We start from the raw sequence: 25,571 nt of genomic DNA, 5'->3' as shown, positions 1-25,571 counted from the left end.
GGCACCACCAGCGCAGATCATCTCAAACTCGCGCTCTGGGTCGAACAGTTCGGACCGAACCGGCAGTGGGCCGCCGATGACTGCCGGCGCCTGTCCCGCCGGATCGCAATCCGACCCACCCTCTCATTTATCCGCGAGGGATCGCCGCCTGATCAGCTGGCCGATCAAGCACTGCCTTCTCGCCGGCCCGGACGGCGAACGGCAGCACGTTCCCCGGGGGCGGCAGCGGGCAGATGAAGGCCTCGGAGAACGCGCACGGAGGCAGGGTGACGCGGTTGAAGTCCAGCGTCACCGGGCCCGCCGTCGCCGGCAGGGGCAGAAACAGAAAACGGGCCGCGCCGTAGCTCTCCTGTCCGCTGGTGGCGTCCCGGAACGTGATGTGCGCTTCGCCCTCATGTCCGGTGTACAGCGCGAGCAACTCGGCGTGTTGGCCGTCGACGGTGAAGGTGAACGTGCCGACGACCGGGTAGTCCACCAGCCGGTCGGAGCGGCTGTGCGCGGTGCGCACCGCCTGATCGGCGTCGGCCGGGGTGAATTCGGCGGTCACCACCCAGGCGGGGTCGGGGACGTAGGCGTCGATGCCGGCGAAACGACGCACCGCCGGCGCGTGCGGGTCGTACGTCCGTACCGCCAGGTCGCCGCCGCGTCGAACGATCTTCAGCTCGACGTCGCCCACCATGAGCCGCTGGTCGGGGCGCAGCACGCCCTCAGCGGTCGGCACACCACCGACGAGCAGTCCTTCGGCGCCGGACACCCGTACGTCGGTTCCCTCGGCACGCCAGGTGCCGGGTATCCCGTCGATCTGGGTGTCCCCCACCAGCCAGTGAGTGCCGGTCAGCGTGAGGTCCCCGCCCGGCGCCGCCACGGCCGCCTCACGTTCGGCGTGCCAGGTCCGCCACTGATCGACAAAGGTCACGGTTCCTCCAGCAGGTCGAGCGGCAGCTGCGGGATGGCCGCCAGCAGGGCACGGGTGTACTCGTCGGCGGGGTTGGTCAGCACGTCCGCGGTCAGGCCGCGCTCGACGACGCGGCCATGGCGCATGACGAGCACCTCCTGGCACAGCTGGCTGACGATCGCCAGGTCATGCGAGACCAGCACGAGCGTGAGCCCGAGCCGGTCAACGAGATCCTTGAGCAGGTCGATGATCTGCAGCCGGACCGAGACGTCGAGGGCGCTGACGGGCTCGTCGGCGAGCAGGATCCGCGGGGCCGGTGCGAGTGCCCGCGCGATGGCGATGCGCTGGCGCTGGCCGCCGGAGAACTCGTGCGGGTAGCGCCGTCCGTCCTCCGGGCGCAGCCCCACCGCGGTGAGCACCTCGGCGACGCGCTCGGCGCGGGCCGCCCGGTCCGTACCGATGCGCAGCGAGCGCAGCGGCTCCGCGACGATCGACGCGACCGACATGCGGGGGTTCAGCGACGACCGGGGGTCCTGGAAGACGATCTGGACCTGCCGACGGAACGCGCGGTGGCGAACCCGGTCGAGGGGCTGGCCAGCGAAGCGGATCTCGCCCGAGGTGGGGCGGTCCACGCCGAGCAACTGCCGCAGCAGGGTCGACTTCCCGGCGCCCGACTCGCCGACGATCCCGAGGCTGGTCCCCGGCCGCACGGTGACGTCCACCCCATCGAGCGCCGGGTGGGTTCGGCCCGGGAACCATCGGGTGAGCTGATGCCCGCTGAGAATCGGATCGCTCATCGGTCCTCCCTGCGCACGCTTGGGCCGGCCAGCCGGGTCACCCTGGCGGCGCTCGCGACGAGCTGCCGGGCGTAGCCGGAGCGGGGCCGGCGCAGCACGTCGTCGACCGGGCCGGATTCGACCAAGCGGCCCGTGCGCATGACCAGGAGATGGCGGGCCAGTCCGGCGACGACCGGCAGGTCGTGGCTGATGAACAGCAGCCCCACCCCGGTCTCCTCGATCAGCTCGTCGAGCAGGGTGAGGATCTGCGCCTGTACGGTCACGTCCAGCGCGGTCGTCGGCTCGTCGGCAATGAGCACCCGGGGCTGGCAGGCGAGGGCCATCGCCAGGGCCACCCGCTGTCGTTGGCCGCCGGAGAGTTCGTGCGGCAGGGCCCGTACCAGCCGGGCCGCGTCAGGCAGGTGCACCCGGCCGCACCACTCGATCGCGCGGCGCTCGGCGTCGCTGCGGTTGAGGCCCTGGTGCAGCCGCAGCGGACCGGCGATCTGGCGGCCGACCGACATCAGCGGGTCCAGGGCGGTCAGGGGCTCCTGGAACACGATGCTGACGGTGCGGCCGCGGACCCGGCGCCACTGCCGGTCCGGCGCGCCGAGGTGGTCCTCGCCGTCGATGAGGATGCGCCCGCTCGTGCGCATGCCCGGCGGTAGCAGTCCCAGCAGCGCCAGCGCGGTCAGCGATTTTCCTGAGCCGGATTCGCCGATGAGGCCGACCCGGTCGCGGGCGGCGAGGCCGAACGAGACGTCGCGAACGAGCGGCTGCCCGTCGAGCGTGATGGTCAGCCCGGTGGTCTCCAGGACGGTCATCGGTCCGCTGCCTGCCTTTCCTGCCGTAGCTGCGGGTCGAGGACCTCCCGCAGGCCGTCACCGAGCAGGTTGACCCCGACGACCGTGACGGCGACCGCGAGGCCGGGCAGCAGGACGTTCCACGGGGCCACGCTCACCGTCGACTGCGCCTCCTGGAGCATGCGGCCCCACGACGGCGCGGGCGGCGGGGTGCCGAGCCCCAGGTACGACAGCGAGGCCTCGGCGATGACCGCGACGCCGAAGGCGAGGGTGGCCTGCACCAGCAGGGTGTGCCAGATGTTGGGCAGGACGTGCCGGACCAGGACCATCAGTGGCCCGGTGCCACAGGTACGCGCCGCGAGGACGTAGTCCTGGGTGAGCACCCGGCTCGCCGAGATCCGGGTCAGCCGGGCCACCTCGGCGGAGACGCCGATCCCGATCGCGCTGATCGCGACTCCCGCCGACGCGCCGTACACGGTGACCAGCAGCATCGCCAACAGCAGGGTCGGGAAGGCGATCACGATGTCGATCACTCCGATGACGGCGTTCTCCACGAACCGGCCGGCGGACGCCGCGAGCAGGCCCAACGGGATGCCGATGACGAACGCCACCGCGACCGAGGCCAGCCCGATCCACACCGCGGTACGCGCGCCGAGCATCAGCTGGGTGAACTGGTCACGACCCAGGCGGTCGGTGCCCGCCCAGTGCTGTGCGGACGGGTCCGCCAGCCGGGCCGCCGGGTCGGTGTGGTCCGGCCCGTACGGGGACCAGGCCAGCGACACCAGCGCCAGGGCGAGAACCGCCAGCAGCAGCGCCGCGCCGACCACGAACGACGGCGAGCGCCGGCCTCGGCGTGGCCGGGCGGGGGTGTCGAGCGCATCGATCGTTTCGACCGCTTCGACCAGAGGTGTGCTCATGTCCGTGCTCTCAGTCTCGGATCGACCAGCCGCTGCACGACGTCGACGACGAGCCCCATCACCAGCACGGTCGCCGTCATGAGGAAGACCGTGCCCTGCACGATCGGCAGATCGCGGGCCTTCACGCTGGTCAACAGCAACGAGCCCAGGCCGGGCAGGGCGAAGACGCTCTCGATGACCACGGTGCCCAGCAGTGAGCTGGCCAGCAGGATGCCCAGGATCTGGACCACGGTCGCGGCGCCGTTGCGTGGTCCGTGCCGCCACAGTGCCCGCGGCAGGCTGTATCCGAGGGAGCGGGCGGTGCGCACGTACTCCTGGCTCAGCACGTCAAGCGTCGCGGAGCGTACGTAGCGCACCAACACCGACCCCTGCGCGATCGTCAGCGCCGCCACCGGCAGGACCAGTGACTGGACTGCGGCTTGCGGATCCTGCCAGCCGGCACGGGGAAACCCGCCCGGTGGCAGCGCCCGCCACTGCACCGCCACCAGCCAGACCACCAGGATCCCTACCCAGAAGATGGGCAGCGCGATCCCCAACTGCGCCAGCGTCGACACCACCACCCCGAGCAGGCCCCGCCGCCGTACCGCCGCGAACACCCCGATCGGTACGGCCACGATGATCGACAGGACGAACGCGCTCAGCGCCAGCGGTACGGTGACCGGGAGCCGGTCGGCGATCTGATCGAGCACCGGCATCTGGGTGAACAGGCTGTCCCCGAGGTTGCCGGTCAGCAGGCCGCCCAACCAGTGGCCGTACTGCGCCAGCACTGGCCGGTCGGTGCCGAGCTGGTGCCGGATCGCATCGATCTGGTCCGGGGAGGACCCGACCGCCAGCAGCGTGACGGCCGGGTCGCCCGGTAGGACTCGGAGCAGGAAGAACACCGCCGAACCCGCGACGAAGAGCGAACCGATCAGCCAGGCGACCCGACGGATGAGGTAGCTGAGCATCGCCTATCGCCTAGCGTTTGGTGATCGGCGCGACATAGAAGCTGTCCGTGGTGTTGTTCTTCTGGTAGCCGCTGACCGAGGTGCTGGCGACTTTGATGGCGGGGTCGAGGAACAGCCAGGCGCTCGCCGCGTCCTCGGAGATCTGCCGCGCCACCTTCTTCAGCAGGGCGGTCTGCTCGTCGGGCGTCGCGGCGGTCTCGGAGTCCTTGACCCACTGCTGCACCTGCGGGTTGTCGTACTGCCAGTAGAAGGTCGGGTCGCCGTACCAGACCAGGTCGCGCTGGTTGACGTGGGTCATGATGGTGGCCTGGAAGTTGTGGTTCTTGTAGACCTTGTCGGTCCAGGTCGCGTCGTCAACGGGGTTCAGCGTGATGGTGATACCGGCCTGGGCGAGCTGGCTCTTCAGCCCCTGCGCGATGATGTTGACCGCGTCCGACGGTACGTAGTCGACGGTGAAGGACAGACCGTTTGCGTACCCGGCCTTGGCCAGCAACTGCTTGGCGCCGGCCACGTTGTGGTCGTCGATGCTGGTCAGGTCCTCGTACCAGGGGTCCGTGGGCGGCACCATCGAGCCGATGACCTGGCCCCGGTCGGCCCACACCGCCGTCAGCAGAGCCCTGCGGTCGATGGCCTGCCGGATGGCGCGCCGTACGTCGGGGTTGTTGAACGGGGCGATGGCGTCGTTGAAGTTGAACAGCTCCTTCGTCGTCGACGTGCCTTCCACGATGGAGAACTGCGGCTGGTTCTCGAACTGGGGGAGCACATCCGGCGAGGACACCTGGGTCACCAGGTCGAGTTGGCCGGCGAGCAGCGCGTTGTTCTCGGCGGTGGCGTCCTTGAAGAAGCGGTACACCACCTGCTTGTTGCTGGCCTTCGTGCCCCAGTACTCGTCGTTGCGGGTCAGGGTGATGGAATCGCCCTGCTTCCACGAGGTCAGGGTGTACGGGCCGGTGCCGATCACCGTCGTCTCCGGGTTGCCGGTGCCGGGCTTGGTGACAGCCGCGCCGGTGCTGGTGAGGTAGAACAGGAACGATTGCGACCGCGTCGACAGGGTGACCTTGACGGTATCGTCGTCCGGCGCCTCGATCGTCTTCATGATCGAGAGGTTCTTCTTACGGGCGCTGGTCGACTCATCCGATGTCACCCGCTTGAGCGCGACCACCACGTCGCTGGCCTTCAGCGGGGTGCCGTCGGAGAACGTCACGCCGGGCTGTAGATGGAACGTGTATGCCGTGCCGTCCGGCGAGACGTCCCACGACTTGGCCAGCAGCGGCTCGACCTTGCCCTCGTCGGTGAGCACCGTGAGCCCCTCGACGACGTTGCGCAGCAGCACCTGGGCGTGACCGGTGTTGCCGCCCTTGATCGTGTTGAGCGTCGTCGGCTCGGTCAGCGAACCGACCGTGATCGTCGCGTCGGGATCGGCGGCGCCCGTCGACCCGGGGTTCGTCGACGAGCCGCAGGCGGTGAGCAGCACCGCGAGGGTGGCGGTGACCGCGAGCGCGCCGAGCGGGCGCAAGCGGTGTGTGAAGGGCAGGCCGAACGAGGGCCTACGGTCAGTGGTCATGTCCGTACTCCAGGCAAGCGGAAACCTACGTCACGCGAGCGCGGGACGCGGCGATTGAAATTCGCAAAATGAGAAAGGTCGGACGTCGATGACGGCGCGCGGGCAGCGTGGCGCGGCAGCCACGGGCGCGGGCCGGGGTGTCAGACCGTCAACAACAGCAGATACGGCGCGCGGCGACGACACGGACCGCAAGCGGGGTCCGGTCCAACGACGGCGCAGTGTTCACGCAGGTCACAGTACATGATCACTTGGTTGGGGCAGCAAGCCGACGATCGTGTCCTCTGCCACAGACCCGAGTCCCGTTCGCAGTCCCTCGATGTACGTGCTTGGAGAGGCCCGGAAGGCGGCTGCCAGTCCGGGCCTCACCGTTGCGGGATCAACTCATCGCGTCGGTGTCGTCCCGGCCGTACGCACCACAAGACGACGGTGAGGTTCCGGTTGACGTCATGACCGGCCGCGTTCGCCCGGGTGCCGGCGATCCGACCGTCCGGGTTGGATTGCTGCCACCCACTCCAGGTCGCCCACCGCCCGGCTGCCCCCCACGCTCTCGATCGGCTCGTCCTCGTTTGTCGTGGCGGTCGGCGACGGCGGGTCCGACATTCGACTGGGACCGGGGCGAAGGCCACCTCGCCCGCCTCGTCACGCGCCGCCAGCGTGCCGTCCGGTCGCTCGGACACCGTCAGGCCCCGCGCCGACCGCTCGGAGTCGATCTCCGCGACGCGGGGGTTGTCGGCCTCCGCGGGGTCCTGACCACGAGCGCCGGCGCGAAGCCCTTCGCGTGCGCGGTGAGCTGAAGGTCCACTCCGGGCAGCGCCTCGGAGTAGGTAGTGGCCTCCCCGGACAGCCGCGGCGGCGGTAGCGGGTCCGGCCACTTAATCTCGATCCGTTCGTCGCGTTCCTCACCTTCCACGTCGAGATCCGCAAGGTCATCTGCAGATCCTCCGCTGCGCCGGGGCGCGTGCGACTCGCGGTTCGCGGAGAACACCGCGGCGACGGGCGTAGGCGATGGTGACAGCGATGACGACGTCGACCAGCTCCGAGAGTGGAATTCGGGCGGTATCGCGGCCATCCTCGACGCCCGCGTCACCTCAGACGAGATTGCCAAGGTCGTCGCCCTGATCCGCGGCTGACCGCCAACCTGGACGGCGTCAACCCACCCGCCGGGCGGTTCGGCCCACATCCTTCGGCGGCAGATCCGACCCGAGCCATCGGGGGCTCACTTCTCGGACGGGCTTCGAGACTCGCCGTCCTGCGCCAGGCTGTTTGCCGGGGTCATGCCCCCAGATCCTCCGTCACGGGCAGGCACTCGGCGAGCAGGTCGACGACGTCGCGCCAGGCTCGCTGCGCGTGCAGTGGGTGGAAGCCGACGCCGGGGACCGCGGGGTGGTCGACCGGCGGGTGATGGAAGGCGTGCAAGGCGCCGCCGTAGACAGTGAGGCGCCAGTCGACGCCCGCGGCCTGCATCTCGGCGGCGAACGCGTCCCGTTGCGCGGGCGGCATGATCGGGTCTTCCGACCCGACCCCGGCCCAGACCGGGCAGCGAATGCGCGCTGCCTCGCCCGGTCGGCCCGTGGTGGTTGCGTTGACTGTTCCGATCGCGCGCAGGTTGACTCCGGCTCGCCCGAGTTCCAGCGCGATGGCGCCCCCGGTGCCGTAGCCGATGGCGGCGATCCGGTCGGGGTCGGTCCGCGGTTCGGTGCGCAACACGTCGAGCGCCGCATGGCCGATGCCCCGCATTCGGTCGGGATCAGCGAGCAGTGGTAAGCAACGGGCCAGCATCTCCTCGGGGTCGCTCAAGTAGCGTCCGCCGTGAAGGTCGAAGGCCAGCGCTACATATCCCAGCTCGGCGAGGGCATCGGCGCGGCGGTGCTCGACGTCGCTGGGCCCCATGCCCTCGGGTCCGAGCAGCACCGCGGGCCGGCGGTCGACGCCGGTCGGGAGCGCGAGGTGACCGATCATCGTCAAACCGTCCGCCCGGTACTCGACCGTGCGCGTCGTAATCGTCGTCATGAGACCGACTGTAGTGATCTTCGAGCCCGGTTCGGCCGTTGTTCTGCCGCTGGCAGAACAACCCGCGCGTCCCTCTGGAATGCGGGGGCCGAGGCTCAGGGTTTCAAGATCATCTTGCTGCCCCTTCGGCGAAGACTCGGTCACGATCCGTAGGGGACACGGGAGCCGAAAGGCCGTCAGGCTCAGGAACACCGGCTACTCGATCAGCGACTCCTACCAATCTCACGGGGCCGGCGACGGTGTCGCCGGAGGGAGTGGTCGGGGTCGTGTTGCAGCACGACCCCGACCGCGCAGGAGCACTCAGCGGATAAGGCGACTTATCCGCTCAGCGACGCACCGGGTCTTCTGTCCAGTCCCACCGGCGGCGAGATCGTGGCAGTGATCGCACGCAGCGGCGTCGTCCTCACAGACGCCCGCCATCTCGGGGACCTCGTTGCGGCGACCATCGCCGACCCCGCTGCCGCCCACCTCCGTGACGGGCGGGTGGCAGTTCGTCGACACCGGCGCGATCTGGGACGAGCCTCAGCAGACGGACCTGGTCGACGCGGCACTGGCCGAACAAGGGCCGAAGGCCGCGATCCCCGCGAGCTCTGACTCCGTCAGGAACTCCTCGATTCTGCTGTGAGCCCGGTCAGGCCACGACGGCCGGATAGGGACTCCTCATCTCGCCGAAGTAGGCCTCGGGCGCTCCTTCGATGTGCTCGGGTAGTTCGTCCATGAAGGCGCGCAGCAGTGGGGTCGCGTTGTGCCGGTCGAGGTCTTCCCGCGAACGCCAGACCTCATAGAGGAAGAATCGGCCGTCCTCCTGCTCGTGGAGGTGGTACTCAAGGCTGCCCTCGTGCCCTCGAGACGGCTCGACGAGATCCATCAGGAGGTTCCTGAGCTCGTCGGCGTGTCCTGGCTTGGGGGTCAGGAATCCGTAGAGCGACACGGGCGCTGGCGTAGTCGAAGTCGTCGTCATGTGCTCAACGGTAGAATGTGACATGGATGTCAGATTCAAGCTGCTGTCTCATGAGGTGGGTCACATGAAGATCGGGGAACTGTCTCGCGAAACAGGCGTGGCCGTACGTCTTCTCCGCTACTACGAGGCCCAAGGGCTGCTCACCTCCGACCGCAGCGAAGGCGGCCACCGCCATTACGCTCCCGAGGCATCCGCCACGGTCGCCCGCATCCGCGCCCTGCTCGCCGCCGGGCTCCCTACCAAGGTCATCCGCGAGCTCATGCCCTGCTTCGTCGGCGACGGCATCGAGATCCAGGCCTGCGTTCTCGACCACCTCAGGACCCAGTACGCCGAGTTGGACTCCCGCATAGCCGACCTGACCCGAGCCCGCACCGCTCTGGGCGAGATCCTCGAAGCCTCCACCCGAGCACTCATCCGCGTCTGAACCGGCCGTAACGCGTCGGGTAGCCGTGACCGAGCCTGCGCCGAACACCGTGGTCAACCTACAGAGCAGGTGATGGGTGTCCGTGAAGCGGCGGTAGACGGGGCTGCCCTACATGACCTCTGGAAATGATCGGCGCTCACGGCTCTGCCGGGAATTCGCGAAACGCGGAAACATCGGCTGGCGTACGGTCACCAGATGTGCAGTGCGATGTCTGTTCGACGAGGTGCCGTGGTGAATCGTGTGACTGCTGACCGGCTGATGCTCGTCAACGTGGTGAATCACCGGCTCTACCCGCAAGAGCCGCATCTGCCGCGATCCGGACGCGTACCTCCACTCTGCCGTAATTTAACGTCGTGAGTTCAGCCGGCGGTCCTGGCGGGGGGTGACAGCCCTCAGGGCGCGGACGTCGATACATCGGCGTTTATCTCATCATGTACCTGGCACTGCACTCCAAGCCGTACCCCGACAGGACCAGGCGCGCTCACCAGAGAGGCCCCCGCCTATTCGTCGTCGTGGTCGGCGTGATCGGAGTCGCGCAGCGGACGCAGGCACCGCCGAGGTCCGGCAGCCGGAACGGGTGGTTGCCGTGGACGTCGATGTGCTGACGCGGGTACGCCGGCAGACGGGCGACGTCGACGTCGAGCACCGGGCACTCTGCGCGCAGTTCGGTCAGCGTCCGGTCCAGAGACACGATGCTCCAGAGCACCCACGTGTTGAGCACGAACCCGAGCGCGCCGAGCTGTTCCTCCTACCCGTCACGGTATGCCCGATACAGTTCGCCCTTGCGGCCGTGGAAGATGTGGCGGCCGGGACCGGGTTCTGGCCAGGCTGCGCACCGAGGGCCAGGGCCGATCTGCACCAGCTGCGCCGGGTTCTCCTCATCGCATGCCTGCGTGGAGTGCGGGCAGGAGGGCAAGCTGCACGCCGGACGCCGCTGCCGGCGACGGTGCCGCCCAAGACGCCGCCCGCACCACCGATCTTCCGGCGTTCGCCACTCCGTTCGACAACTTCGTCAAACCTCATGATCGATACCGCGGCGAGGGGTGACGAGGCGGACGGCTCGCCCAAGGCGCAGCCGAGAGGTTGCTGACGGCCGGCGCTTGTCCCACACTTTGCTGCGGCTGTGTTCAAGACAGGGTTGCTGTCGGAACGTGACGACCGGGGCAGTGGCTCCTGGGCAAGACGCGGTGGTGATGTCTACCGCTTCGCCTGTGTGAAGGGTGCGTTCCTGCGGGGTGGTGTAGGTGATGACCGCTGCGGCGTCCCTCGGGCATACAGGTGGGTCGTCGCGTGAGTCTCGGGTGGTAGGGCCTGCCCTACCACGAAGCATGGCCCGCCGTGTGTTGCCGACGCTGGTGATCCAGAACGCTGATGACCATGCACAACACGCTGGTCGTCGAACTGCTCGACGTGACGAAGACGTATCCGGGCGCCGGGGCGCGCGCCCTCGACGGGGTGTCGGTGGCGTTCGGCGCCGGCACGTTCAACGCGGTGATGGGGCCGTCCGGATCCGGCAAGTCCACCCTGTTGCAGTGCGCCGCCGGCCTGGACCGGCCGGACAGCGGTCAGATCCGACTGGCCGGCCAGGAGATCGGCCGGCTGCGCGAGCCGAAGCTGACCGAAGTCCGCCGCCGGGCGGTCGGTTTCGTGTTCCAGTCGTACAACCTGCTGGACTCGCTGTCGTTGTGGCACAACGTGCTGCTGCCGCAGCAGTTGGCCGGGGTGCGGCCGGACCGGGCGTGGTCGCGTGAGGTCATGCGCCGGGTCGGGCTCGCCGGGCGGGAGAACGACCGGCCGGCGCAGCTGTCCGGTGGGCAGCGGCAGCGGGTCGCGCTGGCCCGGGCGCTCGCCGCTCGACCTGAGGTGATCTTCGCGGACGAACCGACCGGCGCGCTGGACCTGGCGACCGGCCGTGAGGTGCTCGGTCTGCTGCGAGAGGCGGTCGACGACCTCGGGACCACGATCGTCATGGTCACGCACGACCCGGCGGCCGCGGCGTGGGGCGACCGGGTGGTGTTCCTCGCGGACGGTCGCATCGTCACCGAGTTGGCCAGCCCGTCGGCCGAGAAGGTCGCGGCGCAGATGACGGCGGTGAGCGCCCGATGATGCGACTGGCGATCGGCAGCCTGCGCCGCCACCTCGGCGCCTACGTCGGTACGTTCGTCGCGGCGTTCCTCGCCGTGGCCCTGCTGGCCGGGGGCGGGCTGCTGCTGTTCTCGGTGCTCACCGCGAAGCCTCCGGCCGACCGGTTCGCCGCCACCACGCTCGTGGTCTCCGGCGAGCGCGAGATCAGCCTGGAGACCGCGACGGTCAAGAAGAAGAAGGAGGGCAAGTCCAAGACCAAGCGCAAGGTCAAGAGCGAGCGGCTGACCGGGGCCGGCACGGTGCCGGTCGACCTGACCGGCAAGATCGCGTCCGTGCCGGGAGTGGCCCGGGTGGTCGCGGATACCGCCTTCCCGGTGCAGGTCGCCGGTCGCGACGGCCGGCCGCTGCGGGGAACCGATGACGCGCCGGTGATCGGGCACGGTTGGGCGTCGGCGGTGCTCACCCCGTACGCGTTGAAGAGCGGCCGGGTACCCGGCCGGGGCGAGGTGGTCATCGATGCCGACCTGGCCGCAACCGATGGGTTGACGGTCGGCGGCGAGCTGCGGCTCACCACCCGGACCGGCGCCCGGACGGTACGGGTCAGCGGCATCGCCGCACCGGAAGGCCGCGACGGCCTGCCCGCTCAGGGTGCGCTGTTCCTGCACGACTCCGACGTCGCCGCCGTCTCCGGGCTGGCCGGGCCGACCGCCATCGGGGTTTTCGCGGCGCCGGGCACGGACCTGGCCGCGCTGCGACGACAGGTGCGGGCCGCCGCCGGTGACGCCGACGTGTACACGGGCGCCGATCGTGTTCGCGCGGACCTGCCCGGAGCGTTGCCGGACTACATCGGCCCGATCTCCATCTTCGGATTCGTCATCGGCATCACCGCCTTCGCCGCGGTGTTCGTGCTCACCGGCACGGTCACCCTCAGCGTCCGTCAGCGTCTGCGTGAGCTGGCGTTGCTGCGCACGGTCGGTGCGACGCCGAAACAGCTGCGCCGGATGCTGGGCCTGGAGAGCGTCGTTCTCGCCGCGGTCGCGGCGGTGCCGGGCGCACCGCTGGGTGTGCTGTTCGCCCAGGCCGTCGCCGCCCGGTTCCAGACGCTCGGCGCGGTGCCCGCACAGTTCACCGTACGGATCAACGTGCCGGTGCTGTTACTGGCGGCCCTGGCCGGTGTGCTGGTCACGTTCGTCGGTGCCCGCACCGCCGCGCGTCGGGCGGTGCGCATCGCCCCGACCCAGGCCCTCACAGAGACCGCCACCGCACCGACCGGGGGCGTCGTGATCCGTACGCTCGCCGCGCTGATCGCGGCCGCCGGCGCCGTCGCGGTGCTCACCTTCGTGCCGCTGGACGGCCCGCTCGGCATGGGCATGAGCTTCGTGTCGTCGGCCTTGTTGCTGTGCGCGGTCGCCGCGCTCGGTCCGATCCTGGTGCGCCTGGTCACGATGGTCGTGTCCCGCCTGTTCGGGTTGGCCGGGCTGATCGCCCGGGTCGAGCACCGGCGGGTGGCCGCGGTCGCCGTGCCGCTCGTGCTCATGTTCGCGATCAACGCCACGATGCTGCTCAACAGCGACCTGCTGGGCCGGCTGACCGCGCAGGAGCAGGTGGCCCGCAACGCGCCGGCGACGGCGCAGCTCACCGTGGCCGGTGGCCTGCCACTGGCGACGGCGCAGCGGCTGGCGACGGTGCCGGGCGTGACCGGTGCGGCGGCGGTGCTGCCGACACGGGTCATCGTCGAGCAGGGCGGCAAACCGGAGGACTATGCGGCGCAGGGTCTGCTGGTCACCGGCAGCGACCCGGCTCTGGACCTGGACGTACGCGCCGGTGCGCCGGCTGCCGACGGGCTCGCCGCCAGCGAACTGCTGGCCCGGCAGTACGGCTGGCGGGTCGGGGACATCGTCCCCCTGTGGTTGCCGGACGGTCACCGGACCGAGCTGCGCCTGTCCATGGTGTACGCGAGGGCGCGCGGCTTCGGCGACCTGGTGCTTCCGGCCGGCCTGGTGGCGGCCCACGATCCGCGGGGCCTGGTGAGCTCGATCGGCATGCGCTATTCCGCCGGCACCGATGAGCGGCTCCGCGCCGAGGTGTCGGGCCTGCGGATCACCCCGACCGCCGAGGCGACGGCGCCCGGTGATGCCGCCGACCAGCAGGGCGCCTGGGAACTCATGGTGCTCATCTCGCTCGGTTTCACCGCGATCGCCGTGATCAACACGTTCGCGATCGCCGCCACCGCACGCCGCCGCGAGTACGCCGACCTGCGTCTGGTCGGCGCGACGGCGCGGCAGCTGCACCGCCTCGCCACCGCGGAGGCAGCGTTGACCGTGCTCGTGGGGCTGCTCCTCGGCGCCGCGGTGACCGGCATCGTCGTCGGCGCGTTCAGCACCGCCCAGGACGGCGTGCTGCGGTTGATCGTCGACCCGGGGACGTACGCGGCGATGGCCGGCGGTGTCGCGCTGCTCGGCCTACTCGCCGGTGCCCTGCCGACCCGGCTGATGGTGCGCCGCCGTGGCCTGGCGCTGGACATCTGAAATGCCGGCGTGCGGATACGATCAGCGGCGATGCGAAAGTCGATCATGAGTACCGGAACAGCGCTGGGCTATCTCGTCACTGGGCCGTTCGCCGGCGTACTGGGCTTCGCGTGGACCCTCGCCGCCGCGATCGTCGTCACGCTGGTGTCGATCACGCACCTCGGCGGCCCCGCTTTCCTCGGGGCCGCCCGGGTGACCCGGATCCTCGCCGGGTTCGAGCGGCGGCGCGCCGGCTGGGTGCTCGGCGCACCGGTCACGACGCCGTACGTCCCGGCCGCCGGGGACACCGTGGGCCGAAAGGTCGGCGCGGTCGCCGCGCAGCCGGCCAGCTGGTGCGATCTGGCCTGGCTGACCCTGCTGCTGCCGATCGGCCTCGCCACCGGGATCGCCGGGCTGGTCGTGGCGGTCGTCGATCTTGCCGCGGTCGTCGCGCCGGCATGGGCCTGGGCGGTGCCGAACCCGCGCGCCCCGTTCCCGATGAAGTGGCTCATGACGACCACCCCGGGCCGGTTCACGCTCACCGTGGCCGGGCTGGCGCTGATGCCCGTCGCCGTCTGGCTGATCCGCGTCCTCGCGGCCGGCCCGGCCCGGCTGGCCGGCATGCTGCTCGCCCCGGGCGAATACCGCCGCCTGGTCGAGCAGACGCAGCACCTGGCCCAGACGCGGCAGCGCGTCGTCGACGCCCAAGCTGCCGAGCTGCGCCGCATCGAGCGGGACCTGCACGACGGCGCTCAGGCCCGCATGGTGGCGGCCGGCATTACCCTGGCCCTGGCCGCCCGGAAGCTGCGCACCAACGGCGATGCCGGAGCGGACGTCGATCTCGCCCGCCGACAGCTCGACGACGCGCTGACCGAGCTGCGCCGCCTGGTCCGCGGCATCCATCCCCCCATCCTCACCGACCGCGGCCTGCACGCGGCGCTCGCCGCGCTCGCCGGGGACAGCCCGTTCGTCGTGGAACTGCACGGCGACCCAGACCAGCGGTATCCGGCGGCGGTCGAGTCGGCCGCGTACTTCGTCGTCGCCGAGGGGCTGACCAACGCCGCCAAACACGCCGAGGCCACCGCCGGCGTCATCGACATCGTCCGCCGCGGCCACACCGTCCACGTCACCGTGACCGACAACGGCCGCGGCGGCGCCGACCCGGCCGGTGCCGGGATCGACGGCCTGCGCCGCCGGGTCGAGGCACTCGACGGCACCCTCACCCTGGGCAGCCCGCCCGGCGGGCCGACCGTACTGCACGCGGAGCTGCCATGCGCATCGTGATCGCCGAAGACCTGCTGCTGTTGCGCGAAGGCATGATCCGGCTGTTGACCGACACCGGCCACACCGTCGTAGCCGCGGTCGACACCGCCGACGCCCTCCTGCACGCGGTGGAGGAGCACCGGCCGGACCTCTCCATCGTCGACGTGCGGCTGCCGCCCGGGTTCCGCGACGAGGGCATCAAGGCCGCCCTGCGACTGCGCGCCGCCGACCCGCAGGCCAGAATCCTCATCGTCTCGCAGTACGTGGAACGCGCCTACGCCGCAGACCTGCTCGCCGACGGCCGCGGCGGCGTCGGATACCTGCTCAAGGACCGCGTCACCGCGCTCGACGACTTCCTCGGCGCAGTCGAGCGCGTCGCCGCCGGCGGCACTGCCATGGACCCCGAGGTCGTCCGGCAGCTGTTCACCCGCAGCAACCGCCACCACGGCCTCGACGCGCTCACCGCACGCGAGCGGGAGGTCCTCGGCCTCATGGCGCAGGGCCTGTCCAACTCCGCCATCTGCGCGACGCTCGTGCTGGCGGCGGTGTCGGTCGAGAAGCACATCACCAACATCCTCGCCAAACTCGACCTGCCGCCGGCCGACGACGCCCACCGCCGCGTCCGAGCGGTCCTGGCGTACCTCAACAGCTGAGCCTGCGTACGCTGATCCAGCCCACACCCCTGTCACGCCCAGCAGGTCGTCGAGGAGAAGACGGATGCGGTCGGACGCCCTTAGCGGCCCTTGGCTGAGCCTTCCGGCAAGACGTACCGTCGGGCACGGCTCGCTTGCCGTGCTGCTCGCATGCCGGCCCGATGTCGCCGACTGTGCTCGCCTCTTTCCTTCCTGCCCTGTCAGTCCCGTCAACGGGTCCGACAGGTTTCCGTGCCTCCCGGACGCCCCGGCGGGCCCGCACGGAGGCCCGGGCAAACGACTACGCGACCGGTGGGAACCGTCACCCCAGGGGTGCCCGCAACACGCCTGTGCCGGGCTCCCCCCAGCGGTCCCCGCCCGAGAAAGGACTCATATGCCGCACTCCGAAGGTCCCGCCGCGCGTCAGCAGCGGGCGGACGCCCTGATGGACGAACACCTCGTGCCGGACCCCGACAGCTTGACGGTGAGCAGTACGACCGCGAGGAGCGGGCCGCGCTGCGCCGGGTCGCCGGACTGTCCACCGAACTCGCCGACGTCACCGAGGTCGAATACCGCAAACTGCGCCTGGAGCGTGTCGTACTCGTCGGAGTCTGGACGTCCGGCAGCGTCGACGACGCCGAGGCCTCACTCGCCGAACTGGCCGCGCTGGCGGAGACGGCGGGCGCTCTGGTGTGCGACGGGGTCATCCAGAGACGGCAGAAGCCCGACCCGGCGGCCTACATCGGATCGGGCAAGGCCAAGGAGCTGCGGGAGATCGTCGAGGATGCCGGCGCCGACACGGTCGTCTGCGACGGCGAACTGAGCCCGAGCCAGCTGGTCCACCTGGAGGACGTCGTACGCGTCAAGGTCGTGGACCGCACCGCGCTGATCCTGGACATCTTCGCGCAGCACGCGAAATCCCGCGAGGGCAAAGCCCAGGTGGCGCTCGCCCAGATGCAGTACATGCTGCCCAGGCTGCGCGGCTGGGGCCAGTCGATGTCCCGGCAGATGGGCGGCGGCGGTGGGGGCGGCATGGCGACCCGCGGACCCGGCGAGACGAAGATCGAGACCGACCGGCGGCAGATCCACGAACGGATGGCCAAACTCCGCCGCGAGATCGCCCAGTTGAAGATTGGACGGGATGTCAAGCGCGAGGAACGGCGGCGCAACAGGGTGCTGTCGGTCGCGCTCGCGGGATACACCAACGCCGGCAAGCCCTCCCTGTTGAACCGGCTCACCGGCGCCGGAGTGCTGGTGCAGAACGCGCTGTTCGCCACCCTGGACACGACCGTGCGCCGCGCGGAGACCCCGAGCGGCCGTCCCGACACCATCGCCGACACCGTCGGCTTCGTACGGCACCTCCCGCACCACCTCGTCGAGGCGTTCCGCTCGACCATCGACGAGGTGGCGGACGCGCACCTGGTGCTGCATGTGGTGGACGGCTCGCACCCGGAACCAGAGGCGCAACTCGCCTCCGTCCGGGAGGTCCTGGCGGAGATCGGCGCGGGCGAGATCAGGGAGGTCGTGGTCGTCAACAAGGCGGACGCCGCCGACCCGGACGTGCTGTCCCAGCTGCTGGCCGCGGAACCTGGCTCGATCGCGGTCTCCGCGCGCACCGGAGACGGTATCGAGGCACTGCGGGACCTCATTGACGTCCTGCTGCCGCGTCCCGAGGTGGAGATCGAGGCCATGGTGCCCTACACCCAGGGTGGCCTGGTTTCCCGGGCCCACAGAGAGGGCGAAGTGCTGTCCGCCGAGCACACCGAGCAGGGCATTCTGCTCAAGGCGAGGGTGGGGCCGGAGCTGGCGGCCGCTCTGCGGGCCTACCCCCGGCCGTGAACGAGGCGGGAGGGCCGCAAGACGGATCGGCCCTCCCGCCCGGCTCCCGCCGGACCGGTTGCCGGTGCAGCTTCCTACTATCTACGATGGTCATATGGGTTCCCTGTGATCGGTACGTGTGGTCCTCGAGGGTGTGGGACGTCGAGCGTGGCTCCGTCACCGCACCCGACCGCGCACGCCTGAGAACCGGACGCGCTGCGATTTCTTCGTCATGCGCTAATTCCGCCGGACGGAACCGCTCCTGACGGTGCGGGTTCTCGATCTGAGTCTCCAACGGTCTGCTGTGTGCGCGGCGACATCGGTCAACCCAGATCAGGAGGACTCCTGCGTGTCGACAGCGCAACTCGCTCTGCATGACATCACCAAGCGTTACCAGGACCACGTCGTACTCGACCGGATCGGCTTCACCATCAAGCCGGGTGAAAAGGTCGGTGTCATCGGGGACAACGGATCCGGCAAGTCCACGCTGATCAAGCTCATCGCCGGACAGGAACAGCCGGACAACGGTGCGCTGACGGTGGTCGCGCCCGGTGGGGTCGGCTACTTGGCCCAGACACTGGAGCTGCCACTGGACGCCACGGTCCAGGACGCCGTCGATCTGGCCCTGGCCGACCTGCGGGAGCTGGAGGAGGGCATGCGCCGGACCGAGGCCGATCTGGCCGAACGGCCCTACCAGACGGGCAGGGACGCCGAACTCACCGGCCTCCTGGAGAGTTACGCCGCGTTGGTGGACCGGTACCAGGCCCGCGGCGGCTACGAGGCCGACTCCCGCGTGGAGATCGCGCTGCACGGGCTCGGGCTGCCCGGGCTGGAACGCGGCCGACCGCTGGGCACCCTGTCCGGCGGCGAGCGGTCGCGCCTCGCTCTGGCCGCCACGCTGGCCGCGGAACCCGAGCTGCTGCTGCTGGACGAGCCGACCAACGACCTGGACGACCGGGCGGTGGACTGGCTGGAGGAGCACCTGCGCAAGCACCGCGGCACGGTGGTGGCGGTAACCCACGACCGACTCTTCCTCGACCGGATCACCACCACGATCCTGGAGATCGACTCCGGCAAGGTGATGCGCTACGGCAACGGCTACGAGGGCTACCTGGCGGCCAAGGCGGCGGAACGGCAGCGCAGGCTGCTGGAGTACGAGCAGTGGCGCGCCGAACTAGACCGCAGCCGCGAACTGATCGCGTCCAACGCGGCGCGCCTGGACGCCATCCCGCGCAAGCTGCCCTTCGCCGTCTTCGGCGCCGGACAGTTCCGGATGCGCGGGCGGGGCCACGGGGCGATGGTGCGGATCCGCAACGCCAAGGAACGGGTCGCGCGGCTGACCGAGAACCCGGTCGCGCCGCCGCCCGAGCCGCTCACCTTCGCAGCGGAGATCACCACCGAGGCCGCGCAGCCACAGGAGACGGTGGCCGAACTCACCGACGTCCGGGTCGGCGACCGGCTCAGCATCGACTCCCTGCGCCTCGGGCCCGGTGAACGGCTGCTGATCACCGGCCCCAACGGGGCGGGCAAGACGACGCTGCTGCGGGTGCTCTCCGGGGAGCTGGCACCCGACAGCGGATCGGTGCGGGTGTCGGGCCGGGTGGGACACCTGCGGCAGGAACAGACACCGTGGCAGAAGGGAATGACGGTGCTTCAGGCGTTCAGCAGCGGACGGGTCGGCGACATCGGCGAGCACACCGAGGCGCTGCTCTCCCTCGGGCTGTTCAGCCCGGACGACCTTCGGCAGCGTGTGCAGGACCTCTCGTACGGGCAGCGGCGCCGCATCGAACTCGCCCGGCTGGTGACCGAGCCGGTCGACCTGCTGCTGCTGGACGAACCCACCAACCATCTCTCGCCCGCGCTCGTCGAGGAACTGGAGGAGGCGCTGACCGGCTATCAGGGCACGGTCGTCGTCGTCACCCACGACCGGCGCATGCGGTCCCGCTTCAACGGCGCCCATCTGACGCTGCGGGACGGGCACGTCGCCGAGTTCACCACCGCCTGAAGCGGTTTGAGGAGGGACGGCACACACAGGGCCGTCCCTCCGGCCGGTCAGAGGCGTACTGGCAGGCTCTTCAGAGGTGCCCGGAAGGGCTGCCGTTCCAAGGCTGGCCGTGGGTACCAGGGAGGGCTCGGCCGGACTGCGGTTCAACGCTTCGGCCAGCTTGAAGTGGATGTCCTCCTTGCCCGACACCCTCCTGACCGCGTTGACCAGCTGCTCGGTGACCATTCTTCTCCGCCCGCGCCCCGATCCGGTGCACCGTAGAGATCAGCGACTCGACCAGCGTGTCCGTGACCTCCCGCTCCCGCTCGTGCAGCAGCGTCACCCGCAACGGCGGCATCCCCAGGCTCATATTGCCCGGAGCCTCCTTGATCTTCCCCAGGGTGGGCGGTGGCACTCGTCGACTGTCCGGGCGGCGGGTGACCTGGCTGACCGAAGGCGCCGTCAGGGGGCAGGGACGGTCGGGCGGTAGACGGCCGCCGCAGCGCCGAAGCCCACCACCGCGGTGAGCCCCACTGCCGCCAGAAGGGTCCGACCGTCCGGTTGCAGAAGTGCCTGGCCCCGCAGTGCCTGCCAGACCAACAGCGCGACCAGCCCGCCGTAGCCGATCGCGCCCACGGTGATCATCCGGATCCGCGCCGCCGATGGGACGAGTCGCGGGTACCGGCGAGCGAGCATCATGAGCAGCCAGGCCAGCAGCGGCAGAGCCTGGAGCGCGTGGATACCGACGAAGTGGGCGACGCGCAGGTCGCCGCCGGTTGCCGCCCAGCCGGTCAGCGGCATCGACGGGCCGTCGTCCGGCACGCCGACGGCATGGGCGCCGCTGACCGTGAGCACGCCACCGGTATCGGCGATGTGCTGCTGCTCAGCGGTGGGCTGCGCCATCATGACGCCCACGAGCATGCCGGCCAGGGACACGAACAGGCCGAACCGCATCGCCCAAATCGCGGCTCGGTCGACGTGCGACTGGACGGACACCACCACGGCGACCACGAACGTCGACAGCCAGATCACCAGGGCCAGCTGACCCATCAGGTCGTACGCCGCCGTGTCGTACGATGTCGCGACGTTGAAGTGGCTGGCCCGCCCGCGCGCGGCCTGCGACACGATGACGCCCACCTCCGCGGCCGTGGCGACGGCGGCAACGGCCGCGCTCCACCACGCAACCCAGCGTCCCCGCCGGACGAAGCGGAGCATCCAGGCGAGCGTCGCGCCGTACATCGCGAACGACACCGCGAACTTGAGCGGCTTCAACCAGGTCGGACTGCCATTCACGCTACGGCCGTCGACGACGAGCCCGACGAGGGAGACCAGCGCGAGGACCGTCATGATCCCGGTGAGCAATATCAGCGGACGGTGCCACCGCACCGAGGTCGTGGGACGCGCGAGCAGCGCCTGGTTCGTCATGGTTCCAAGGTCGCAGTGCGGGGCGCCGGAAACGATACGGTCAACCATGCATTCGCGGGTAGGGCTGTCCCTACCCGGGCAGCCAGGTGCCGTATCAACCACCGCCGCTGCCTCGATCGGTGCTGCTGCCCCTCACCGCATACCGCGCTTCACCCGCCCGTGACAGCCAGCCGGGGGCGCGTCGGAGTCCGCTGGGGTGAGCGCCGGAAACGAGCCCTGCGGAATCGCGACCGCCCGGGACGCCTCCGACTTGGACCCGGCCACCTCCACCGGAACACCCAACCGCTGCGCTGCAGCCAATGCCTCCGCCTCCGCAGTTGACCCGGATGACGCATCCAACGGCTCCGCGTAAGCGGAACGCGCCCCTGGTCCACCGCCACGCCTGAGGCCAGCAGCACCAGCGGTAACAAAAGTGTTCCCAGGCTCCGTCTCCGGGCAGCCATCACCGAACGACGTCGCGCGTCGCCCTCCCCCGCATCAAGGTCATCCGAGGAGCGCGCCCCCGGGCAACATCGACAACCCGCCCAGGCATCATCCAAAGTAATCAACCTGTTGCGCCTGGGCAGGCAAGATCGAACACCCTCGCCAGGAATCCGTCAGTGACGAGTTCATCCGCCCAGGTTGATAGGCCGCGAGCACCGCTACACCTGAACGCAGCCCACCGGGCCCCAGCGCGTCGATCATCTGGTGTACGGTGCTGCCGGCCGCGACGGAGACGGGGGGCGAGGTATGGCCAGAACAAGACCGAACGGCGCCCTCAGGCGGCTGACTGGGGTCGTGATCGTGCTCCTGGCGGGGCTGCTCGCCGCGACCGGATGCACACGGCCCGGCGATACCCGCCAGTCAGAGGCGCAGACGGCCCCTTCCCCCACCACCACTGCCATGCGATTGGACAAGCCGAAACGGCTGCTGGACCGCTGGCCCGAATCGGTCGACCGATCACTGCGCGAGACCGCCCAGCACAACCTGGGGGACCTCAAGAAGCTGCTCAGCGGTGAACCGACAAGTGCCATCGGCACCGCCTACGTCACCTGGGAAGGCGAGTACTCGCCGGAACGCGGCTGGCACCGGCCAGCCGGAGGCAGCACCGTCGTCATCAGTGGAGTATCCGGCACTATCAGCGAGCCCACGGCAGCACTCGACGCCACCTTCGCCACCCTGACCCACCTCACCACAGTCGCCCCCACCGCGCCTGGCCCACTCGGCGGCGAGGCCCGCTGCGGCACCGGTCAAAACAAGGGCACTCACGTCGAAGTCTGCGGCTGGACCGACAATCACACCGTTGCGCTGGTGACCTTCACCGGATTCCCCGCAGCGCAGACCCGAGCCGACGACTTCCGTCAGATCCGAGCACAACTGGAAAACCCGGTCCGCTAATACTCCAACGCCACGCCTCTGCTGGCGGCGCCATAAGAGGCCGGCAGGATCGAGGTGGATACGTGGCGCTAGACGCCGAACGCCAGCCCCTACGGAGGCATAACTCGCTGGCGCCAGGGCCTGCCTCCGGGGCGGAATCTATGCCAATTTGGTCGGTTGAGGACGCGACGGCCGGCGAGCCAAACGGTCCTCGGCGACACGGACGCGCGGTATCGATACCTCCCCACCGATCGGGGGACCCTGTTGCGTGCGAGGGGTGCTACCCGGCCTCTCGGTAGTAATCAGCGAAAACCAACGGCAACGCTGGCCAAAGCTGGTCCCGCAGGATGGCGGGGTCACTCGTTTGACGGCCAGTTGACCAGCGTTACCGTTGATTCCGGGTTGAAAGGCTACGCCTGGCCCTAGTTAGCTCAGGGCCGAAGGGCCAGCTTGCCGACGGTGGCTCCTGCCTCCAGTTCGGCGAGCACCTTCGGCCCATCCGCCAGGTCGTACACGGCGGGTCGGCCGGGAAGGAACACTCCGGCGGCCATGAGCGCGGTCAGTTCGCTCATCAGCTCGTCGAAGATCTGCGGCGCGGTCTGGATCAGCAGGCCGATGTGCAGGCCGATCAGGTGAATCGGGTGCGTAAAGTTCAGCTCCCAGTTGGTGATCGCGGCTTCGCCGCCGGCCACTCCGTACACGACGACCCGGCCGGTGACCCGCTTGGCCGCCGCCAGGCTGGCGGCGAAGGTGGCGCCGCCGACCGACTCCAGCACTAGGTCGGCGCCCTTGCCGTCGGTCAGCCGCAACACTTCGGCGGCCACGTCAACGCTGCGGTAGTCGATGACAAGGTCGGCGCCCAGTGCCCGCACCGCCTCGTGTTTGCCCGATGAGGCGGAAGCGATCACGGTGGCGCCGTAGTGCTTGGCCATCTTCACCGCGGCCTGCCCGACCCCGCCCGCCGCGGCGTGGATCAGCACAGTCTCGCCGGCGGCGATCCGGCCCAGCGGCTTGAGCGCGGCCAGTGCGGTGGCCCAGTTGAGGACAAGACCGAGCGCCTGCTCGTCGGCCCAGCCGGTTGGCACCGGCACCACCGCGACCGCGGGCAGCACCATGTACTCGGCGAAGGCGCCGTAGCCGGTGCCGATGACGTGGGCGCCGAGCGTCAGGCCGGTCACCCCCTCGCCTAGCACGAGGATTTCACCGGCAGCCTCGAAGCCCGGGAGGTACGGCGGCTGCGGGCCGCCGTGGTACGTGCCGCGGGTCTGCATGACGTCGGCGAAGTTGACACCCGCGGCGGTGACCCGTATCAGGACCTCGCCCGGGCCCGGGGTCGGCACCGGCACGTCGGTAATCAGGCGCATGTCCTGCGGGCCGCCGAGGGACGTCTGCTGCAGGGCCCGCATCATGGTGGGGATGTTCATGGCAGGTAGCCTCAAACCCTCACACTAATGTCACGGTCAACTCGGCGAGGATGTGGAGTGGAGCACATGCGCATCGGGGAGTTGTCCGAACGGACCCGCACGTCCCGCCGACTGCTCCGCTACTACGAGGAGCAGGGCTTGATCACGTCGCAGCGCTGCGCAAACGGCTACCGCGACTACGAGGAAAAGCTCGTGGATCGGGTTCTTCAGATCAGAGGACTACTCGACACTGGCCTGCCGACCCGGATCATCAAGCAGATCCTCCCCTGCCTCGACAAGCCCCGGGCCGTCGTCTTTTCCGATGCGACACCGGAGACGATCGCCACGCTGGAGCGGGAACTCGAGCGCATGACCCAACGCATCGAGTGCTTGACCCGCAACCGGGACGCGGTCGCCGAATACCTTGACGCCGTGCGTGCCAACGCCCGGCGAACGCTGGCTGAGGCACCGCGATAAGCATGAGGCGGTACGGCCGGTGACCCCGCGGGGGTCACCGGCCCGCCCTTCGTGGCGCCGCACGGTGCAGCCACCTCGCCGGCGCCGGTAGACACCGTGCGGGCCGGCATGCCGCGTGAGCCGCTCAACGCGTTTGCGGCCGCACCGTACCCCGGCGCCAGCCTCAGCTCGGCGTGGCCCCGTGGCGATCCGTAGGTGCGCCCCGCGACATCTGATGGATCCAAAAGCCGGCCTACCTGTGCCGCCTGGACGCGCACACCTTGGACTTGTCGGTGCTGCCGGCCGAGCGCAGTCGGTTTCTGGCCGAGGTCGGGCGCCGGTTGACGGGGCAGGCGTTGCAGCGGCGCGAGCCGGAGCCGGTACCCGATCCTGCTCACGCTGCTGGCCCAGTCGGCCGTCGACGTGCTCGACGAGACGCTGCTGCTGTTTGACCAGGCGATCAGCGGCCGGGAAGCAGCGGCGAAGTAGAAGGTCGCCGAGGCCCTCGCGGAGCGGACCAGGCGGGGAACCGGCAAGCGCTGCAGACAGGTACCAGTTCATCCCGACTCCTCGACCGGTCCGTCAGCCCACGACAACCGATCGATCAGCGTGAAAGGCCCACCCAGAACCAGATCAAACCCGGCTTCCCGTATCACCCGCCGCCACCCGGCATGCACCGCCCGCATGGGGCCGGGGTCAGAGCACGGCGAGCCGGTCCACCAGCAGCTCCACTCTCGCCTCGGCGAATTCGGGCAGCAGTCGGCCCGCGCGGGTCAGCGTCGCGAGGCCGTGCAGCGACGACCAGAACACCTCGGTAAAAAGTCCCTTGTCGACGCCGTCCCCGGCAACCTCGCCCAGGCTTTCCATCAGCGCGGCGAAGGCATCCTTGAGCGGCGCCGGGGTGTCCTCCTGCGCGTACGCCAGCCCGCCGTCGAGTTGGAAAAGCGCGTCGTAGACCGCCGGGTTGCCGGCGGCGAAGTCGAGGTAGGCGCGCGCCAGGGCGGCGACCCGGGCTCGCGGGCTGTCCGCCTCAGCGGTCGCCGCCCGTATCACCGCAGCCATCTCGGTGGCGCCTTCCAGTGCGACCGCACCGATGATCTCCCGTTTGCCGCGGAAGTGACTGTAAAGGACGGGCTGGCTGTACTCGATGCGCTCGGCGAGCCGGCGGGTGGTAACCGCGTCCCAACCCTGCTGCTCGGCGAGCTCCCGGGCGGTGGCCACGATGAGGCGCTCGCGCACGGCCCGTTCCCGCTGCTTGCGTTCCGTTACCGACATGACCCGATCCTAGCACCGCTAGACATTCGAGCGACAGCAATGCTAGCTTTGCCTCGCCAGCTAGCAATGC

Annotated in this window: 23 protein-coding genes and 1 pseudogene; 11 read left to right on the top strand and 13 right to left on the bottom strand. The window is 70.0% G+C overall.

From position 1 onward, the window contains the following. Window positions 1–127: 127 nt before the first annotated feature. The 7 genes from ACGF7U_RS28585 to ACGF7U_RS28555 form a co-directional block, all read right to left on the bottom strand. The gene (locus ACGF7U_RS28585) at window positions 128–916 is read right to left on the bottom strand and encodes a DUF1684 domain-containing protein (protein WP_393111873.1); all 789 of its coding nucleotides are present in this window, start codon (window positions 914–916) and stop codon (window positions 128–130) included. Beyond that, the gene (locus ACGF7U_RS28580) at window positions 913–1,692 is read right to left on the bottom strand and encodes an ATP-binding cassette domain-containing protein (protein WP_393111871.1); all 780 of its coding nucleotides are present in this window, start codon (window positions 1,690–1,692) and stop codon (window positions 913–915) included. The genes ACGF7U_RS28585 and ACGF7U_RS28580 overlap by 4 nt, the downstream gene beginning before the upstream one ends. Continuing rightward, window positions 1,689–2,495 carry an ATP-binding cassette domain-containing protein gene (locus ACGF7U_RS28575; RefSeq protein WP_393111869.1) on the bottom strand — a complete coding sequence of 269 codons (807 nt, stop codon included), beginning with the start codon at window positions 2,493–2,495 and terminating at the stop codon, window positions 1,689–1,691. The genes ACGF7U_RS28580 and ACGF7U_RS28575 overlap by 4 nt, the downstream gene beginning before the upstream one ends. Then, window positions 2,492–3,391, bottom strand: a complete 900-nt coding sequence (locus tag ACGF7U_RS28570) for an ABC transporter permease (RefSeq protein ID WP_393111867.1) — start codon at window positions 3,389–3,391, stop codon at window positions 2,492–2,494. Before ACGF7U_RS28570 ends, ACGF7U_RS28575 begins: the two co-directional genes overlap by 4 nt. Beyond that, window positions 3,388–4,338, bottom strand: a complete 951-nt coding sequence (locus ACGF7U_RS28565; RefSeq protein ID WP_393111865.1) for an ABC transporter permease — start codon at window positions 4,336–4,338, stop codon at window positions 3,388–3,390. Before ACGF7U_RS28565 ends, ACGF7U_RS28570 begins: the two co-directional genes overlap by 4 nt. Window positions 4,339–4,348: 10 nt before the next feature. After that, window positions 4,349–5,902: an ABC transporter substrate-binding protein gene (locus ACGF7U_RS28560; RefSeq protein WP_393111863.1), complete on the bottom strand. Its 1,554-nt coding sequence runs from the start codon at window positions 5,900–5,902 to the stop codon at window positions 4,349–4,351. Between the two features lie 1,272 nt (window positions 5,903–7,174). Further along, window positions 7,175–7,912 carry a dienelactone hydrolase family protein gene (locus ACGF7U_RS28555; RefSeq protein WP_393111861.1) on the bottom strand — a complete coding sequence of 246 codons (738 nt, stop codon included), beginning with the start codon at window positions 7,910–7,912 and terminating at the stop codon, window positions 7,175–7,177. Window positions 7,913–8,345: 433 nt separating this feature from the next. Here ACGF7U_RS28555 and ACGF7U_RS28550 point away from each other — a divergent pair, with 433 nt between their 5' ends. Then, window positions 8,346–8,537, top strand: a complete 192-nt coding sequence (locus tag ACGF7U_RS28550; RefSeq protein WP_393111859.1) for a hypothetical protein — start codon at window positions 8,346–8,348, stop codon at window positions 8,535–8,537. Window positions 8,538–8,543: 6 nt separating this feature from the next. Here ACGF7U_RS28550 and ACGF7U_RS28545 read toward each other — a convergent pair whose 3' ends face one another. Next, a complete protein-coding gene (locus ACGF7U_RS28545) occupies window positions 8,544–8,873 on the bottom strand; it encodes a putative quinol monooxygenase (RefSeq protein WP_393111857.1) in 330 nt (109 codons plus the stop codon). A 22-nt stretch (window positions 8,874–8,895) separates the two neighbouring features. Between ACGF7U_RS28545 and ACGF7U_RS28540 the strand changes: the two genes are divergently transcribed. Then, window positions 8,896–9,297: a MerR family transcriptional regulator gene (locus tag ACGF7U_RS28540; RefSeq protein WP_393111855.1), complete on the top strand. Its 402-nt coding sequence runs from the start codon at window positions 8,896–8,898 to the stop codon at window positions 9,295–9,297. 481 nt (window positions 9,298–9,778) lie between these two features. Here ACGF7U_RS28540 and ACGF7U_RS28535 read toward each other — a convergent pair whose 3' ends face one another. Further along, on the bottom strand, window positions 9,779–10,018 hold the full coding sequence (locus tag ACGF7U_RS28535) for a hypothetical protein (RefSeq protein ID WP_393111853.1): 240 nt from the start codon (window positions 10,016–10,018) through the stop codon (window positions 9,779–9,781). A 656-nt stretch (window positions 10,019–10,674) separates the two neighbouring features. Here ACGF7U_RS28535 and ACGF7U_RS28530 point away from each other — a divergent pair. The 6 genes from ACGF7U_RS28530 (at window position 10,675) to car(A) (ending at window position 19,607) form a co-directional block, all read left to right on the top strand. Further along, window positions 10,675–11,403, top strand: coding sequence for an ABC transporter ATP-binding protein (locus ACGF7U_RS28530; RefSeq protein WP_393111997.1), 729 nt, complete (start codon window positions 10,675–10,677; stop codon window positions 11,401–11,403). Further along, window positions 11,400–13,910 (top strand): FtsX-like permease family protein, encoded by a 2,511-nt coding sequence (locus tag ACGF7U_RS28525; RefSeq protein ID WP_393111851.1) that lies wholly within the window; start codon window positions 11,400–11,402, stop codon window positions 13,908–13,910. Before ACGF7U_RS28530 ends, ACGF7U_RS28525 begins: the two co-directional genes overlap by 4 nt. Before the next feature lie 30 nt (window positions 13,911–13,940). Next, window positions 13,941–15,173, top strand: coding sequence for a sensor histidine kinase (locus tag ACGF7U_RS28520; RefSeq protein WP_393111849.1), 1,233 nt, complete (start codon window positions 13,941–13,943; stop codon window positions 15,171–15,173). After that, window positions 15,161–15,805, top strand: coding sequence for a response regulator (locus tag ACGF7U_RS28515; protein ID WP_393111847.1), 645 nt, complete (start codon window positions 15,161–15,163; stop codon window positions 15,803–15,805). Before ACGF7U_RS28520 ends, ACGF7U_RS28515 begins: the two co-directional genes overlap by 13 nt. Before the next feature lie 495 nt (window positions 15,806–16,300). Beyond that, on the top strand, window positions 16,301–17,623 hold the full coding sequence (gene hflX / locus ACGF7U_RS28510) for a GTPase HflX (RefSeq protein WP_393111995.1): 1,323 nt from the start codon (window positions 16,301–16,303) through the stop codon (window positions 17,621–17,623). A gap of 328 nt (window positions 17,624–17,951) precedes the next feature. After that, window positions 17,952–19,607, top strand: a complete 1,656-nt coding sequence (gene car(A) / locus ACGF7U_RS28505; RefSeq protein ID WP_393111845.1) for an ABC-F type ribosomal protection protein Car(A) — start codon at window positions 17,952–17,954, stop codon at window positions 19,605–19,607. A gap of 441 nt (window positions 19,608–20,048) precedes the next feature. Here the strand turns inward: car(A) and ACGF7U_RS28500 are convergent, their stop codons facing one another. Then, the gene (locus ACGF7U_RS28500; protein WP_393111843.1) at window positions 20,049–21,059 is read right to left on the bottom strand and encodes a hypothetical protein; all 1,011 of its coding nucleotides are present in this window, start codon (window positions 21,057–21,059) and stop codon (window positions 20,049–20,051) included. A gap of 483 nt (window positions 21,060–21,542) precedes the next feature. Beyond that, the gene (locus ACGF7U_RS28495; RefSeq protein ID WP_393111841.1) at window positions 21,543–21,695 is read right to left on the bottom strand and encodes a hypothetical protein; all 153 of its coding nucleotides are present in this window, start codon (window positions 21,693–21,695) and stop codon (window positions 21,543–21,545) included. A gap of 93 nt (window positions 21,696–21,788) precedes the next feature. On the opposite strand from ACGF7U_RS28495, the gene ACGF7U_RS28490 reads away from it, so the two are divergent. Then, window positions 21,789–22,388: a hypothetical protein gene (locus tag ACGF7U_RS28490; protein ID WP_393111840.1), complete on the top strand. Its 600-nt coding sequence runs from the start codon at window positions 21,789–21,791 to the stop codon at window positions 22,386–22,388. Between the two features lie 410 nt (window positions 22,389–22,798). On the opposite strand, the gene ACGF7U_RS28485 is transcribed toward ACGF7U_RS28490, so the two are convergent. Continuing rightward, the gene (locus ACGF7U_RS28485; protein WP_393111838.1) at window positions 22,799–23,791 is read right to left on the bottom strand and encodes a zinc-binding dehydrogenase; all 993 of its coding nucleotides are present in this window, start codon (window positions 23,789–23,791) and stop codon (window positions 22,799–22,801) included. A 66-nt stretch (window positions 23,792–23,857) separates the two neighbouring features. Here ACGF7U_RS28485 and ACGF7U_RS28480 point away from each other — a divergent pair, with 66 nt between their 5' ends. Continuing rightward, window positions 23,858–24,247 (top strand): MerR family transcriptional regulator, encoded by a 390-nt coding sequence (locus ACGF7U_RS28480; RefSeq protein WP_393111993.1) that lies wholly within the window; start codon window positions 23,858–23,860, stop codon window positions 24,245–24,247. Window positions 24,248–24,465: 218 nt separating this feature from the next. Continuing rightward, window positions 24,466–24,712, top strand: a pseudogene (locus ACGF7U_RS28475) (hypothetical protein); the annotation flags it as partial. A gap of 210 nt (window positions 24,713–24,922) precedes the next feature. Here the strand turns inward: ACGF7U_RS28475 and ACGF7U_RS28470 are convergent. Continuing rightward, entirely contained in the window at window positions 24,923–25,501 is a 579-nt protein-coding gene (locus tag ACGF7U_RS28470) for a TetR/AcrR family transcriptional regulator (RefSeq protein WP_393111836.1), read from the bottom strand. Between the last annotated feature and the right edge of the window lie 70 nt (window positions 25,502–25,571).

The sequence above is a fragment of the Micromonospora sp. NPDC047670 genome, assembly GCF_043204915.1.
Classification (GTDB): Bacteria; Actinomycetota; Actinomycetes; order Mycobacteriales; family Micromonosporaceae; genus Micromonospora.
Note: the sequence above shows the minus strand (reverse complement) of the source record. Positions and strands in the feature narration are given on the sequence as shown.

Bases quoted from the DNA above. Each gene is read 5' to 3' on its own strand.
- ACGF7U_RS28515 (WP_393111847.1), top strand. From the start codon at position 15,161: ATGCGCATCGTGATCGCCGAAGACCTGCTGCTGTTGCGCGAAGGCATG.
- ACGF7U_RS28580 (WP_393111871.1), bottom strand. From the start codon at position 1,692: ATGAGCGATCCGATTCTCAGCGGGCATCAGCTCACCCGATGGTTCCCG.
- ACGF7U_RS28495 (WP_393111841.1), bottom strand. From the start codon at position 21,695: ATGATCGACGCGCTGGGGCCCGGTGGGCTGCGTTCAGGTGTAGCGGTG.
- ACGF7U_RS28555 (WP_393111861.1), bottom strand. From the start codon at position 7,912: ATGACGACGATTACGACGCGCACGGTCGAGTACCGGGCGGACGGTTTG.
- ACGF7U_RS28530 (WP_393111997.1), top strand. From the start codon at position 10,675: ATGCACAACACGCTGGTCGTCGAACTGCTCGACGTGACGAAGACGTAT.
- ACGF7U_RS28575 (WP_393111869.1), bottom strand. From the start codon at position 2,495: ATGACCGTCCTGGAGACCACCGGGCTGACCATCACGCTCGACGGGCAG.
- ACGF7U_RS28485 (WP_393111838.1), bottom strand. From the start codon at position 23,791: ATGAACATCCCCACCATGATGCGGGCCCTGCAGCAGACGTCCCTCGGC.
- ACGF7U_RS28545 (WP_393111857.1), bottom strand. From the start codon at position 8,873: ATGACGACGACTTCGACTACGCCAGCGCCCGTGTCGCTCTACGGATTC.
- ACGF7U_RS28565 (WP_393111865.1), bottom strand. From the start codon at position 4,338: ATGCTCAGCTACCTCATCCGTCGGGTCGCCTGGCTGATCGGTTCGCTC.
- ACGF7U_RS28520 (WP_393111849.1), top strand. From the start codon at position 13,941: ATGCGAAAGTCGATCATGAGTACCGGAACAGCGCTGGGCTATCTCGTC.
- ACGF7U_RS28540 (WP_393111855.1), top strand. From the start codon at position 8,896: ATGGATGTCAGATTCAAGCTGCTGTCTCATGAGGTGGGTCACATGAAG.
- ACGF7U_RS28480 (WP_393111993.1), top strand. From the start codon at position 23,858: ATGCGCATCGGGGAGTTGTCCGAACGGACCCGCACGTCCCGCCGACTG.
- ACGF7U_RS28525 (WP_393111851.1), top strand. From the start codon at position 11,400: ATGATGCGACTGGCGATCGGCAGCCTGCGCCGCCACCTCGGCGCCTAC.
- ACGF7U_RS28470 (WP_393111836.1), bottom strand. From the start codon at position 25,501: ATGTCGGTAACGGAACGCAAGCAGCGGGAACGGGCCGTGCGCGAGCGC.
- ACGF7U_RS28560 (WP_393111863.1), bottom strand. From the start codon at position 5,902: ATGACCACTGACCGTAGGCCCTCGTTCGGCCTGCCCTTCACACACCGC.
- ACGF7U_RS28500 (WP_393111843.1), bottom strand. From the start codon at position 21,059: ATGGTTGACCGTATCGTTTCCGGCGCCCCGCACTGCGACCTTGGAACC.
- ACGF7U_RS28570 (WP_393111867.1), bottom strand. From the start codon at position 3,391: ATGAGCACACCTCTGGTCGAAGCGGTCGAAACGATCGATGCGCTCGAC.